This window comes from Paenibacillus sp. S-38 (assembly GCF_049942825.1).
Classification (GTDB): Bacteria; Bacillota; Bacilli; order Paenibacillales; family NBRC-103111; genus Paenibacillus_G.
On record NZ_CP187970.1, the window covers coordinates 6,641,834 to 6,656,062 of the forward strand.

Annotated in this window: 12 protein-coding genes and 1 other annotated feature; of the genes, 1 reads left to right on the forward strand and 11 read right to left on the reverse strand. The window is 59.9% G+C overall.

The annotated features are described in order from the left end of the window. Positions 1 to 287 precede the first annotated feature (287 nt). Positions 288 to 556, reverse strand: a binding site (T-box leader). Between the two features lie 126 nt (positions 557 to 682). The 3 genes from ACP26L_RS28980 to ACP26L_RS28990 form a co-directional block, all read right to left on the reverse strand. After that, entirely contained in the window at positions 683 to 1,801 is a 1,119-nt protein-coding gene (locus ACP26L_RS28980; RefSeq protein WP_426448686.1) for a LysM peptidoglycan-binding domain-containing protein, read from the reverse strand. 112 nt (positions 1,802 to 1,913) lie between these two features. Then, entirely contained in the window at positions 1,914 to 2,798 is an 885-nt protein-coding gene (locus tag ACP26L_RS28985; protein ID WP_426448688.1) for an RluA family pseudouridine synthase, read from the reverse strand. Continuing rightward, on the reverse strand, positions 2,795 to 2,956 hold the full coding sequence (locus ACP26L_RS28990) for a hypothetical protein (RefSeq protein WP_426448689.1): 162 nt from the start codon (positions 2,954 to 2,956) through the stop codon (positions 2,795 to 2,797). Before ACP26L_RS28990 ends, ACP26L_RS28985 begins: the two co-directional genes overlap by 4 nt. A gap of 294 nt (positions 2,957 to 3,250) precedes the next feature. On the opposite strand from ACP26L_RS28990, the gene ACP26L_RS28995 reads away from it, so the two are divergent. Next, on the forward strand, positions 3,251 to 4,939 hold the full coding sequence (locus ACP26L_RS28995) for a phosphodiester glycosidase family protein (RefSeq protein WP_426448690.1): 1,689 nt from the start codon (positions 3,251 to 3,253) through the stop codon (positions 4,937 to 4,939). 297 nt (positions 4,940 to 5,236) lie between these two features. Here the strand turns inward: ACP26L_RS28995 and hemL are convergent, their stop codons facing one another. The 8 genes from hemL to ACP26L_RS29035 form a co-directional block, all read right to left on the reverse strand. Next, positions 5,237 to 6,538 carry a glutamate-1-semialdehyde 2,1-aminomutase gene (gene hemL, locus ACP26L_RS29000; RefSeq protein ID WP_426448692.1) on the reverse strand — a complete coding sequence of 434 codons (1,302 nt, stop codon included), beginning with the start codon at positions 6,536 to 6,538 and terminating at the stop codon, positions 5,237 to 5,239. Positions 6,539 to 6,604: 66 nt separating this feature from the next. Further along, positions 6,605 to 7,549, reverse strand: a complete 945-nt coding sequence (gene hemH / locus ACP26L_RS29005; RefSeq protein ID WP_426448694.1) for a ferrochelatase — start codon at positions 7,547 to 7,549, stop codon at positions 6,605 to 6,607. Position 7,550: 1 nt separating this feature from the next. Then, positions 7,551 to 8,624, reverse strand: coding sequence for a uroporphyrinogen decarboxylase (hemE, locus tag ACP26L_RS29010; protein WP_426448695.1), 1,074 nt, complete (start codon positions 8,622 to 8,624; stop codon positions 7,551 to 7,553). 306 nt (positions 8,625 to 8,930) lie between these two features. Continuing rightward, positions 8,931 to 9,926 carry a porphobilinogen synthase gene (gene hemB / locus ACP26L_RS29015; RefSeq protein WP_426448697.1) on the reverse strand — a complete coding sequence of 332 codons (996 nt, stop codon included), beginning with the start codon at positions 9,924 to 9,926 and terminating at the stop codon, positions 8,931 to 8,933. Positions 9,927 to 9,982: 56 nt separating this feature from the next. After that, entirely contained in the window at positions 9,983 to 11,524 is a 1,542-nt protein-coding gene (gene cobA, locus ACP26L_RS29020) for a uroporphyrinogen-III C-methyltransferase (RefSeq protein ID WP_426455135.1), read from the reverse strand. Positions 11,525 to 11,627: 103 nt separating this feature from the next. Next, the gene (hemC, locus tag ACP26L_RS29025) at positions 11,628 to 12,575 is read right to left on the reverse strand and encodes a hydroxymethylbilane synthase (protein ID WP_426448698.1); all 948 of its coding nucleotides are present in this window, start codon (positions 12,573 to 12,575) and stop codon (positions 11,628 to 11,630) included. 16 nt (positions 12,576 to 12,591) lie between these two features. Beyond that, entirely contained in the window at positions 12,592 to 13,374 is a 783-nt protein-coding gene (locus ACP26L_RS29030; RefSeq protein WP_426448700.1) for a precorrin-2 dehydrogenase/sirohydrochlorin ferrochelatase family protein, read from the reverse strand. Between the two features lie 16 nt (positions 13,375 to 13,390). After that, the gene (locus tag ACP26L_RS29035; protein ID WP_426448702.1) at positions 13,391 to 14,215 is read right to left on the reverse strand and encodes a cytochrome C assembly family protein; all 825 of its coding nucleotides are present in this window, start codon (positions 14,213 to 14,215) and stop codon (positions 13,391 to 13,393) included. Positions 14,216 to 14,229 lie beyond the last annotated feature (14 nt).

Here is a 14,229-nt window from a genome sequence, read left to right on the forward strand (position 1 = left end):
CAGTGTGTATCTCAAGTTTGGTTTTCGCTTTTTTGGTTTTCGCTTTTTTGGTTTTCGCTTTTTTGGTTTTTCTTTGCCTTTGTTCTTTACCTTTTGTTCTTTGCCTTTAAGTCTTTTTGCCTTTTAAAAAGTAATCCCCAATACGGAGTGAGGGGTATCTGCCGCAGGAGCGAAGCGTCCGCCTTTACACTTGGACTTCTTCCCCTACTCTATCCTAATTTCAAAGAAGTCCAAGTGTAACAGCGGCCGGAGGCAGATACCCCGAACGTCAAAAAAGCCCTCCGTCCGCAAAGGACGGAAGGCTTGCGCTTTCCGTGGTACCACCTTTATTCCGCAGCTTTCCCTGGACCGGCCGTACAAAACAATACAGCGGGCCTGCGGCAAAGCACGGCACTTAGGGCAGGATAACGGCTGCAGCCGGCCGAATCTAGGCAATCGTTCAATTCGGCAACTCCGGGGCGACTTCGGCAGATACGTCCTGCGGAACCTTCCAGCCTGATGCCGGCTCCGCTCTCTGAAGGGTTCACTGCCTACTATTCCCTTTCCAAGTCATTAGGGGATGATCTATGCGTACTATGATAAACAATCCCAGAAGGAGAGTCAATATTTAGTATAGCCCAAAAAGCCCCCGTCCAAGCCTGTTCGGCTTGAGCGGAGGCCCTTTTTTTCTGAAGCGACGGGGTTATACCTTCGGAATGTACACGATCTGCCCCTCATTCACGCCGCCGTCCCCGAGACGATTGTAGAGTGCGAGCTCCCTGGAGCTGAGCCCATAGCGCTCCGCAATCGATTCCAGCGTCTCTTCCTTCTGGACGATGGCCAAGCGGAGCTTGCGGAACTCCTGCTGCTCCTCCCTGCTCAGCAGCAGGTTCTTCCACTCCACCTTCTCGGCCGGAGCGGGAGGTGGGGCGGGCTGCGCTTCCGGCTGGCTGCGGGCTTCTCGTCTGGCCGATGACCGGTCGAGCAGCGAGCCAACACCGAAGGAGCGGATCGGCGCCGCCGATTCGGCCGAAGACGGCTCAGCCTCCGATGCAGCGAGTGCTGCAGGCTCCACAGCCGGAGCGGCACCGCTGCTGATGGCCACCCGCGGTTCACGCGGCGCTTCAGCCGCCGGCGCTTCCGCTGCAGAATCTTCTTCCTGTGCCGGTCTCTCGAGGATAAACACCGACGCCTCCTCCCCGGCCTGGGAAGCCTCCTCCGATACGTCCCAGCTCACAGGAGCCGATTCCACCGGCCCGGCTCCCTGATGAGCGCCTTTCGGAGCGGAGACTTCCGGCTCGAAAAGTGCGGCGTCGTTCCCTGGGGGCACTGAGATCCCAGGGGAAGCATCTCCATAAGGCAGCGGCTCCTCCGCCCTTTCCGAACGCGCTTCATGGACGAAGAGCACTTCCCCCTCTTCGCGCTGGCTGCGCCAAGCCTCCTCTTCCTCCGGAGGTGAAACGACCTCCAGTCCGCCGAGCGAAAGCACGCCGGTAATATTGAGGCTGCGGCCGGACAGCAGATCGATGTCGAAGTTATCGATTTCGACCGCAATATCCTCCACCCGGTTCACCCGGTTCAGCGGCAGGGTAATCTCCACGGGGATCAGATGTTCAAGCCGCTGATTCGCCCGGTCCTGCTCGTCCACATACGTGCCGTTCAGCAGCAGATTGCCCCGAAGCAGCGCCTGCTCCCCCTGGCTGAGCACCTGAATATGCGGAACGAGTTCGACCTCCTCCAGCTCCTTGATGCCCAGCACCCCTTCGGATAAATGCACGCGTTCGTAGATATCGAAACGCAGCCCGCTTCTTTGATTCGTCAATGGAACATCCTCCCTCCATACGTTTGCCCGCCGTCCCGGCAGGACACCAGATCCATACCATCGCCTTATAGTCTCTACAATTTATATGGCTGGGCCGGATGGAGCATGACTACTATTTTTCGGAGTGCTGAAGCCGGTCATACAGCAGCCGGAAGTCCTCAGGCCAGGGAGAAGACACTTCCACCGGTTCCCCTGTCAGTGGCTGGCTGAAGGTAAGCCGCTGCCCATGCAGCGCCTGCCGTGCGATCTCTGCGGCGGACCGTCCGCCGTAGAGGCGGTCCCCAAAGAGCGGATGACCGAGATGAGCCAGATGAACCCGGATTTGGTGGGTGCGTCCCGTCTCCAGCCTCAGCCGCACCAGCGCCGCCACGGCAAACTGTCGTTCCACTTCATAGTACGTAACCGCCCGTTCTCCCGTAGGCGAGACGCGGCGGCGGGTCGGATGATGACGGTCCCGCCCGATCGCGGCATCGATCGTTCCCCGGGCCTGACCGAACCGGCCCTGAACAAGGGCCGCATACTCGCGGTGAATCCGCTTCTCCCGCATCTGCGCATCAAGCCGTACCTGCGCCCATTCGCATTTGGCCAGCAGCACGGGGCCGGTGGTATCCTCGTCGAGCCGGTGAATGTGCCGCGGCCGGCAGCGCTGGCCCGATGTCTCCAGATGCCAGGAGGCGGCATGCAGGAGCGTGCCTGTTTCCCCTTCTGCGGTCGGATGAACTTTGACTCCGGCGGGCTTGTCGGCCACAAGGCAGAAATCATCCTCGTAGAGCACCTCCAGCGGCATCCAGGGTCCGGGCTCCGGACCGGCTTCTTCCGGGAACATGCGGAGCAGCAGCCGGCGTCCCTTGACCACCGCATGTCCGGAGGTCTCCCATGTCCGGAGCCATTTGTGCCCAATGAGCTCCAGTACGGCCGGATCCGCCGCCCACACCGAAGCAAGCTCCTCTTCAGCCGTCCACTCCAGCCATTCGCCCCGGCGTTTCCACCCTTTCATATGTCCCTCTCCTCCACTTCGGCCGCCTTCCGGCGTCTGGTGTACCTGACATGCGACATGACCGCCATCGCCATGATGAGCGCCAGCAGGGCCGCGAAGCCTCCGGCCACAGCCAGAAGCTCCAGGGTAACCCCGAAGAAACTGTATCGTTTGAGCATAAGTCCTTCCTCTCCGTCCCAGGCTGCAAAAGACTTGTCCCCTGCAGGATATAATCGTTCATTGTATCAAAAAATTCGTTCGCGCTCCAAATTCCCCATCTCTCCTCCTGCCAGATCTTCCTATATCTTACTCTCGCAAAGCTGGTGAATCCCGGGGTCATATGATAGAATGTGAGAGGGGAAAATAGAAAATTCGACAATAGACGCGCTGTCCGCAGCAGGGAACCCAGCACGATGCGAGATTTATGCCGGCCGTGCCGGCTATCATATCCGAAAAATGGGAGAGGACTTCACTTGCAGTTGAATCGAAATATCGGAGCGTTTCGGGCCTGGGGAAGGCTGAAGAAGACGCTTTTTTCCATGGCCCTGTTCACCTTTATGACGTCAAGCTTTCTCTACCTGACCGGCCCCGGCGGCGAGATCCGGCAATGGCTCGCCGAAACGGTGATCACCACCCAGCACCGCAGCTGGGCCTGGATCTTCGTCGGGGCCGAACGCCGCGACGCCCTTGTGCAGGAGACCCGTGATGCCATCGAACGGGCCGCCAAGGAGAAGCAGGACATGAGCCTGCTGAATATCCGAGGCTCTCACGGCAACGCCCGTTCCGCCGATGAGCTTGTCAAGGTTGAGGACATCTCCGGCCAGTTCTGGAAAGGCAAGAAGATGTATGTCTATGACCCGAAGACGATCCGGGTCATGACCCCGTCCAAGGTAGGCGAAGGCGAGAAAATCACCTCCATGGTCGAACGTACCGGCGCCGTGGCGGGTGTGAACGGCGGAAGCTTCGACGACCCCGAAGGACTTGGTAACGGCTTTGCCGCTATCGGGATGATCATCTCCGGTGGGGATATCGTCTTCACCGACCAGGACGGGAGCATTCCACAGCATATTGTAGGTTTTACCAAGGAAGGTGCCCTGGTCGTCGGCAAGTACGATGCCTTCGAGCTGAGAGATATGGGCATCTCCGAAGCGGTATCGTTCTATCCGCGCCTCATTGCCAACGGCAAGGGGCTTATTACGAACGGCGACGGAGGCTGGGGACGCGCGCCGCGGACCGCCGTCGGCCAGAAAGCGGACGGCACGGTGATCTTTATCGTCATCGACGGACGCCAGTCGCACAGCGTTGGCGCCACCCTCAAGGAAGTGCAGGATCTGTTCCTTAAGGAGGGCGTCATCAATGCCGGGAACCTCGACGGCGGCGCTTCCTCCGAGCTCGTCTACAAGGGCGATGACGATGAGCAGAGCAAGCTGCTGTCCAAGCCATCGAGCCGCTACGGCGAACGCCGTCTCCCTTCCGCGTTCCTCGTCTACGATGATCCCGAGTCCGTGCACGCGATTCGCATCTGGGATGGCGTGGACAAGATCGACGCCGGGGGCTCGTATGACCACCCTGAATTTCTGAAGGAGCAGGCCGAGAAGAAAGCGAAGCAGTCGACGACGACAACCAAGCCGGCTGTGGAAAAGTCGAAGACCGAGCCGTCGTCGACCTCCGGCACCACCAAGCCGGCTGAAACGACGAAGCCCGCGGCGTCCAAAGGAACCGAAACGAAAACGACGACGGATTCCAAATCCGCTCCGGCGAAGACGGATTCGAAGAACGGCACCGCCCCGGCTGCCGGCAGCACCGCCCCGGGAACGGCACCCGCAGCCGGTAGCCCGGCGAAAGGCGACGGTACCCCGGATCCGGGAACGCAGAGTCCGGCAGGGAGTACTCCCGCGGCAGGAAGCGGCACGACGGACAGCGGGACCTCTGCACCGGCGCAGCCCGACACGGACAGCGGCGGAGCCGGTACGGAAGCCCGGCCCGCGGCAGGCGGCACAAGCGCCGGCGCAGCCTCCGGCACCGGGACGGCTCCCGCTCCGGCACCTTCGGCTGGAAGCACATCAGGAGCGGATACCGGAACCCAGCCGGCTGAGCCCGCTCCCGTAACGTCCACCTCGACTTCCCGCCGTACCACAGTGGAGGGACAGGTTAAACCGTAATCTCCCGGACGGGCGCGAGTAAGTCACAAGCCATTCAGCCTGACTGGCAGCCCGGCCTTGAATCCACCTCAGTCCTTTGCCGGTGAGATCAGATAGGCTCACTTTAAAAGACGCCCTGTTCCCGACTGAGGAAGGGGCGCCTTTTCATTGGCCTCGGCAAACATGATGATCATTCCTAATCATCCGCTCTGGTCTTATCACCTAACCACCAAAAAAGGCACGGTCTTCTCTTCATTGAGGAAGACCGTGCCTTTGTCCTATATAGCAGTTATCCAAGCTCGCCCGAACGTCTGAAAGTTACACCCGTTTCAAAGCCTCACGGTTCGCTTCGATTGTCGCTTCGATATCCTCGTCAGTATGCGCCACCGAAACGAACATCCCTTCGAACTGGGATGGCGCAATGGATACACCGGCATCCAGCAGTCCTTCAAAGTAACGGTTGAACGCTCCGAGATCGGAGGTTTTGGCTGTTTCGTAGTTGATAACCTGCACCTCCGTAAAGAAAGGACAGACCATCGAACCCACCCGGTTAATCACCGAAGCGATACCGCGCTCTTTGGCGTTGGCCGTGAAGCCTTCCTCGATCCGGGCCGCTTTGCGTTCCAGTTCTTCATAGACGCCCGGTTCGCCAAGCAGCTTCAGCGTCGTATAGCCGGCCGCCATCGCCAGCGGGTTCCCCGACAATGTGCCTGCCTGGTAGATCGGCCCTGCCGGAGCGATCATCTCCATAATCTCCCGCTTCCCGCCGTAAGCGCCTACAGGCAGACCGCCGCCGATGATTTTGCCCATGCAGGTCAGGTCCGGGGTAATACCGAAGCGGCCCTGTGCGCTGTTCAATCCCACGCGGAAGCCCGTCATGACTTCGTCAAAGATCAGCAGGCTGCCATACTTCGTCGTGATCTCGCGCAGGCCTTCCAGGAAACCCGGGAGCGGAGGGACAACGCCCATATTCCCCGCCACGGGTTCCACAATAACAGCTGCGATCTCCTCGCCGAACTTCTCGAACGCCAGTTTGATCGAGTCCAGATCATTGTAAGGCACCGTGATCGTATTGACCGCTACGCCTTCCGGCACGCCCGGGCTGTCAGGCAGCCCCAAGGTGGCCACGCCGGAGCCAGCTTTGATCAGCAGGGAATCGGCATGCCCGTGGTAGCAGCCTTCGAACTTCAGGATCTTGCTGCGGCCCGTGTAGCCTCTGGCCAGACGCAGCGCACTCATCGTCGCCTCCGTTCCGGAGTTGACCATGCGCACGAGCTCCATGGACGGCATCCGCTCCGTAACCAGCTTCGCCATCCGGGTTTCGAGCTCGGTCGGTGCGCCGAAGCTCGTTCCGAGCTCCGCCGTCTGCTTCACCGCTTCGATCACTTCCGGATGGGCATGGCCCAGAATGAGCGGGCCCCACGAACCGATGTAATCGATAAACTCGTTGCCGTCGATATCGTAGACTCTCGAGCCTGCTCCCCTTTGGATGAACAGCGGCGTAAGCCCTACGGATTTGAAGGCACGAACCGGGGAATTGACCCCGCCGGGAATATATTGTTTGGCTTCCGCAAAAGCCTGCGCGGAGCGCTCATCGGACCGTTTGCGCTGATCTTTCATCCTCTCACACCTCTTCCCCAAGATACAATCCACCAAGTAGGCTGTCTCGCCATCGCAGCCTGCGGCTTACTTTCCTTCGAGCTTTCCGTATACGGAGTCGCTGAGCGCTTCCATGTAGAGCGGATCCGTGTTCAGCGAACGCGTGCGCTCGAGATGCAGACCCAGTTCATGGGCCGTCTTCTGCGCTTCGATGTCGAGATCGTACAGAACTTCGAGGTGGTCCGATACGAAGCCGACCGGGCAGACGAGCACTTCCTTCGTCTCGCCTTCCTCCCTGAGCGTCTTCATGACGTCCAGAATATCCGGGCCGAGCCAAGGCACTCCCGTCTGGCCCGCGCTCTGCCAGCCGAACTGCCAGCGCGACAAGCCCACTTGCTCGGCGATCGCCTTGGAGGTAGCCAGCAGCTGGTCCGGGTACGGATCCTTCATCTCGAGGATCTTCTCCGGAAGGCTGTGCGCCGTGAAGACCACCTGCACACGCTCCTTCGCCCCTTCACCGAACTTCTCCAGCGCCTCTTCCACGCGGACTGTCAGCGCTTCGATCAGGGCCGGATGCAGATGATAGCTCTGCACGAAAGAGATCGGCAGGCCGAGCTCCTCGGCTTTTTCCTTCGCGCGCTTGATGTAGCCTCCGACACTCATGACCGAATAATGCGGAGCGAGCACGATGCCCACCGCTTCCTTCACGCCGTCCTGCACCATCTTCTCCACGCCGTCCTCAATGAACGGAGCTGCGTGCTTGAGGCCTTGATAGCAGACAAAACGGATATCCGGATATTTCTCGTTCAGACGCTCTTCCAGAGCCTGCACCTGCCTGTCCGTATTCTCTCGGAGCGGGAATACCCCGCCCACGATGGCTTCGTACCGGCTGCGCAGATCTTCAAGCTGTTCCGCTGTAGGCGGATGGCCGCGGCGGATATGGGTATAGTAGGCTTCGATGCCTTCCAGATTCTCAGGTGTACCGTAGGACATGACCAGCACGCCTACTGTTCTTTGCTGATTCTCGCTCATGCTAAACCCCGCTTTCCTGTGTATACCCCCCGCGCGCTTTGATCGCTTCACGGGAGTAATCGTGAATGTAGTCCGTCAGTTCCTTCAGCTTTTCTAGGGAAGCTTCAGGGAACAGGCCGTGCCCCAAGTTAAAGACATACCCGGGCTGCTGAATTCCATCGTCGATGATCGCTTTCGCCTGCTCCTGAATCACCTTCATCGGCGCAGTGAGCACATAAGGATCCAGGTTGCCCTGTACGGCGTAGCGCGAGCCGACCCGGCGGCGGCCTTCACTGATGGGCACTCTCCAGTCGAGGCCGATGACGTCGGCTTTGATTCCCTGCAGATGAGGCAGCAGTTCGCCCGATGCCACGCCCGGGAAATAAATCTTCGGCTGCTCGAGATGCTTCAGTTCGGCAAAGATCCGCTGGATCGTAGGCAGCACATACGTCCGGAAGTCGGCGGGAGACAGGGCGCCGATCCAGCTGTCGAACAGCTGCACCGCTTTGGCTCCGGCGGCAATCTGACTCTTCAGGTACGTGATGACCATGTCGCCCAGCTTGTCCATCAGCTGGAACCAGACCTTCGGTTCACCGTACATCATGCCCTTCGTACGGATATAGCTCTTCGACGGTCTGCCTTCAATGAGATAAGACGCGATGGTAAAAGGCGCACCGGCGAACGTGATCAGCGGCACCTGCAGGTCGGCGGCGAGAATCTCGATCGTCTTCAGAATGTGGGGAAGATCCTTCTCCACCTGGATCGGACGAAGCCGCTCCACGTCCGCAGCCGTGCGGATCGGGTTGTCGATCACCGGACCGATGTTCTTCACGATGTCAAAATCGATGCCGATCGAAGCGACCGGGTTCATAATATCGGAGTAGAGAATTGCGGCATCCACACCCAGCTTGCGGACCGGCATCAGCGTGACCTCGGCGGCAAGCTCCGGCTGCTGGCAGATTTCAAGCAGGCTGTATTTCTCTTTAATCTTGCGGTACTCGGGATCGTAGCGTCCGGCCTGGCGCATATACCAGACGGGCAGCGTATCCACGGGCTGTTTTTTACAAGCACGGATAAACCGGTCGTTATAGGTCATGAGGGTTCCTCTTTTCCGCTTGCTTCCATAGTCTTTCTTCCCATTATGCCCTATTTGAAAACGGGTAACAACTTCCAGCGGAAGCCGTTTCCGACAAATTGTTGACATGGCCCGGCTGGGTCCGGCGATGCCGAACTTGACCTAACCCCTCTATGTAAGCAGCTGTGAATGAACTTACGGGTGAACACTTTTCTGGATCCAAAGATCATCGGCTTCGGCATCCCCAAGGAGGGTGCGCGACAGTTAATCTATCAAAAAACCGCCTGCCCCCCAGCGGGAAGCAAGGCGGTTCTTGCATTCGTCATTTCAGGAACGGGCGATCCAGCGGGCGATGTCTTTGGCAAAATACGTGATGATCATGTCGGCGCCGGCACGCTTGAAGCCTACCATCGTCTCGAGCACGATGGAGCGCTCGTCGATCCAGCCCTGGGCAGCCGCCGCTTTTACCATGGAATACTCCGCACTGACGTTGTAAGCGCAGATCGGCAGATCATAGCGGTCGCGAAGCATCCGGATCACGTCCATGTACGCCAGCGCCGGCTTGACCATCAGCATGTCCGCGCCCTCGGCCACGTCCGCATCCGCTTCCCGCAGCGCTTCCCGTCCGTTGGCCGGATCCATCTGATAGGTCTTGCGGTCGCCGAACTGCGGCGTCGAATGGGCCGCATCCCGGAAGGGACCGTAGAAGGAAGAGGCATACTTGACGGAGTAGGACAGAATCGGCACATTCTCGTATCCTGCCTCATCGAGCCCTTGGCGGATCGCATACACGAAGCCGTCCATCATGTTCGAAGGCGCAATGATGTCCGCCCCGGCTTCCGCCTGGGAAACAGCGGTACGGGCCAGCAGCTCGAGCGATGCGTCATTGACGACATCGGCACGCCCCTTCGCCTCATCGTAATGCACTACACCACAGTGGCCGTGATCCGTGAATTGGCACAGGCACGTATCGGCGATAACGAGCAGCTCCGGATCCCAGGTCTTGATCAAGCGTGTCGCCTGCTGCACTATGCCGTTCGGATCGAATGCCGAGCTGCCGTGGGCGTCCTTCTCGTGCGGTACACCGAAGAGCAGAACGGCCGGCAGTGCGAGAGCGGATACCTCCGCGATCTCTTCCTGCAGACGGTCCAGCGAGAAGTGGTACACGCCCGGCATCGAAGGAATCTCTTCCTTGATATTCTCCCCGTGCGTCACGAAGATCGGGTAGATCAGATCATTTAGGGTAACGTCATTCTCTCGCACGAGCCGGCGCATGGCGGCTGAAGAACGGAGACGACGATTGCGGATTAATGGAAAAGCCATTGAAATTCTCCTCCTGACTTGGGGGAGACCGCCGGCATCAGCCGGCCGTACAGCCCCTACTCGTATAATGAAGCTACCAGCGAAGCAACGGTAGCCTCCTTGGCGATGTGGTCCACCTGGAGACCCGCTTCCTCCGCCGTTTGGGCGGTCATGGGACCGATGCAGGCAATCTTGCAGCCGCGCAGCAGCCCTAGCGGCTCCGATTCGCCCACTTCCTGCAGGGCACGGATCAGGTTGGTGACGGTCGAGGAACTTGTGAACGTGACGATGTGGATCGCCTTCTGCCGCAGAAGCTCCAGCACTTCGGCGCCGCCCTCGGTCTCGAGCACGGTCTCGTAGATGTCGATCTTGCGCACCTGCAGCCCCTTGGCACGCAGGCCTTCAGGCAGTTCCTCTCTGGCGATGTCCGCCGTAGGCAGCAGCACCTGCTGCCCCGGCTTCAGTTCGCCCTCCAGCGCTTCCAGCAGCGCGGAGCCCTGGAACTCGGCCGGCACGGTCAGGGCGACCAGCCCGCGCTCTTCCAAAGCGGCAGCCGTCTTCGGGCCTACCGCCGCGATTCGTGCGGAGCCCATGGAGCGGATATCAACCTTCAGCTCGCGAAGCCGCTGGAAGAACGATTCCACGCCGTTGACGCTCGTGAAGAAGATCCAATCGAACCCGCCCAGCGAGCGCAGCGCTTCATCCCGGGCCGCCTGGGCTTCCGGCTTGCTGGAAGGCTGGGTGCGGATCACCGGGAATTCGACGGCTTCTCCGCCCAACTCGTCGATCTGCGCGGAGAGCTCGCTGCTCTGGCTGCGTGCCCGCGTCACGAGAATCCGGCGGCCGAACAGCGGCTTCTTCTCGAACCAGGCCAGCTTCTCGCGCAGCCGGACCACCTCACCGACAATCGTGACGGCCGGAGACTGGAAACCGGCTGCCCGGACCTTCTCTACGATATCGGTCAGCGTACCGGTCAGGGTCTCCTGCTCCATCCACGTTCCCCAGCGGATCAGCGCCACCGGCGTATCCGCCGATTTGCCGCCCTGCATGAGCTGCGTACAGATATGTTCCAGGTTGGCTACACCCATCAGGAAGATCAGTGTGCCGGAGGCTTGGGCCAGGTTCGGCCAGTTGACCGTATTGTAGGTCTTGTTCTTGTATTCGTGTCCCGTCACAATCGAGAAGGAAGACGTGAAGTCCCTGTGCGTTACCGGAATACCCGCATAAGCCGGTACGGCGATCGAAGATGTGATGCCCGGCACAATCTCGAATAGGATCTCGTTCTCGGCGAGCAGCTCCGCTTCTTCTCCCACACGCCCGAAGACGCTCGGGTCCCCGCCCTTGAGGCGTGTTACGGTCTTGCCCTGCAGCGCCAGATCGACCAGCAGCTGGTTGATCTCTTCCTGCTTCAGCATATGCTTATCAGGCAGCTTGCCTACGAATATCTTCTCCGCTTCCGGCTTCATGTGCTTCAGAAGCCGCGGACTCGCCAGCCGGTCGTACACCACCACATCCGCTCTTTGAATCGCCTCCAGCCCCCGAACCGTAATCAGCTTCGGATCCCCGGGCCCGGCGCCCACCAAATAAACGACTCCCTTTTTCAACCGAATCTCCCCCATCCCGAACCTGCAGCGCAGTTTCCAATATTCCGTCAGACCCGGCGGCGTACTCTTCCACCGTGCCTGCTCTCCCATGAAACTTGTGCCTTGCGGCTTTCTCTCTCTATACTTCTCCGGCCGCAGCAAGCAGCTCCGCTGCCCCTTTGGCGATCAGAGCTTCAGCGAGCTCACGTCCAAGCCGTTCCGGATCGGTTCCGGTACGCGTTTCTTTCAGCATCTGTACTCCATCCGGCGAACCGACCATCCCGGTCAGCTTCACCTCGAGCCTTCCGTCGCTCTCCTGACCGGTGAGCTCGCCGAAGGCACCGATCGGTACCTGGCATCCGCCGTTGAGGCGGCCGAGGAAGCTCCGCTCCGCCGCTACTGCGACGGCCGTCGGCTCATGAAGATACTTCGAGAGCAGGTTCAGTACAAACTCGTTGTCGCTGCGGCATTCAATGCACAGTGCTCCTTGGCCTACGGCAGGGAGGCACAGCTGCGGCGGAAGGTAGCTCGAGATGCGGTCGCTCCAGCCGATGCGGTGGAGTCCGGCCGCCGCCAGCAGGATCGCATCGAATCCTTCGGTCTCCAGCTTGCGAAGGCGGGAGTCGATGTTCCCGCGGATGGGCTCGATCTGCAGATCCGGGCGGTAATGCTGCAGCTGGGATGCCCTGCGCAGAGAGCTTGTCCCTACCTTGGCGCCCTGCGGCAGATCGTCAATCGTCGTGCCTTCTCGCATGATGAGGCAGTCCCGCGGATCTTCCCGCAGAGGCACCGCCCCTACGACCAGCCCGTCCGGAAGCTCGAAGGGCATGTCTTTCATGCTGTGAACCGCCAGGTCCACTTCCCCGTCGAGCAGCGCCTGCTCGATTTCCTTCACGAACAGGCCCTTGCCGCCGACCTTGGACAGCGTGACATCGAGTATCCGGTCCCCTTTGGTTACGATCTTCTTCAGTTCAAACTCCGCTTCGATGCCGTTCAGGCGGCACAGCTCCCGGAGATGGTCGATGACTTGTCCGGTCTGCGTCAGCGCCAGCGCGCTCTGTCTAGTTCCAACCACAATGGTGCGCATATGATTCCTCAGCCCCCTATGTATCGTTTCCCGGCTTATCAGACGGGTTGCTTCTGTGATCCTCCATCCACTCGTCCTGCCCGCCGCTTCCGCGCTCCTGTAGCTGCCGGCGGAGCCAATCCCCCGCCCGCTGCACTTCCGCAGGCGACGGATCGCTGCGGAGCCGTTCGAGCAGGCGGACCTTCAAGCCTGCCGCCTCCCGGGGAGCAGGCTCCAACACGGCCAGCAGCGGCCAGGCCAGCATGCCGCGAAACATCTCCTGCCGGGTCTGCGTATCCGGCACCAGCTCCTGCACGGCCATCCGCAGGTCGTTGAGCAGCTCGACGTACGGCTCATAGGCCGCAGGAAACACCTCCTCGAGCTTGCGCTTCAGCGCTGCGGCCAGGGCAGGACTGGCCCCCGAGGTGGACACCGCTACCGTCAGGCGCCCGCGGCGCACGACCGCCGGTACGATGAATCCCCCGGCGTTCTGGTCATCCGCGCTGTTGAACAGCTTGCCGAGCTGCTCGGCTTCGTGCTTCACCTGCTCATTCACCTCGGACCGGTCGGTAGCGGCGAACACCAGTCGCGCTTCCCCAAGCTCCGGGAGCCCCGCCCTGTACCTCTCGCGCCGCAGGCTGACGGTCCCGTCCTTCACCCAGGCTTCGAGCCGCGGAGTGATTTCGGGCGCAATGAGCTTCACCCTCGCGCCGGCTTCCAGCAGTGAGGCCGCTTTGCGTTCAGCCACCCGTCCCCCGCCGACAATCACGCATGAGCGGTTCTGAAGATCCAGCAGGATCGGATAATAAGCATTGCTCATCCCTTGGCCCCCCACTCTATGACCACTGATGGAACGTTGTGTAATAGTTGGCCAGCACAAAGTTCAGGAAGGTGATCGCAAAGGCCGCCAGGTTCCACTGGGCGAGCCGGTTGCCGGGAGCTTTCATCCACAGCCGCTGCACCAGATAGAAGATATAAGCCAGCAGCACAAACCAGGAGTTAATGACCTTCGGATCAAAGAACAGAGAGGTATCCCCCTCCAGCGAGATCCATACGATTCCGAGGGTAATGGTCAGCAGCAGCAGCGGCGCGCCGATGACCACGGACACCATCGCATACTGGTCCGTCTTCTCGAGGCTCGGAAGCCGCTGCATCAGCTGGCTCCATTTTTTCTCCTTGAGCCTGCGGTGCAGAAAAAGATGCATGCCCGAGAACACGGCCGATACGACGAATGCCGCATAGCCGGCGGCTGCAAAGGTAATGTGGATAAACAGCAGCTCGTCATTGATCTCCCAGTGCGCCAGGGTCGGCGACATTCCCGGCTTGCTGAATATATTGAGCGCTAGCGTGGCGAAGCCAAACACATTCACGATAAACACAAAAATTTCGATGCGTATAAACCGGTTGACGATCAGGGAGATCGTCACGAGCAGCCAAGAAACCAGGAAAAGCGTTTCTCCTATAGATAAAGCCGATAAGGACGTATGTACGGCCAGATTATAGCCGAGGTAGGCCGTTTGGAGCACCCATACAAATAAAAGCAGCCCTGCGCCCATCCGTTTGGCACTTCGGTTCGGACCGACGAAGTCCGAGAAGTAAAACAGGAGGCTCAGGGCGTAAATATACAGAATGGCATCGTACAGCCAAGTTTGAGTGACCATGATGTTCCTTTCCG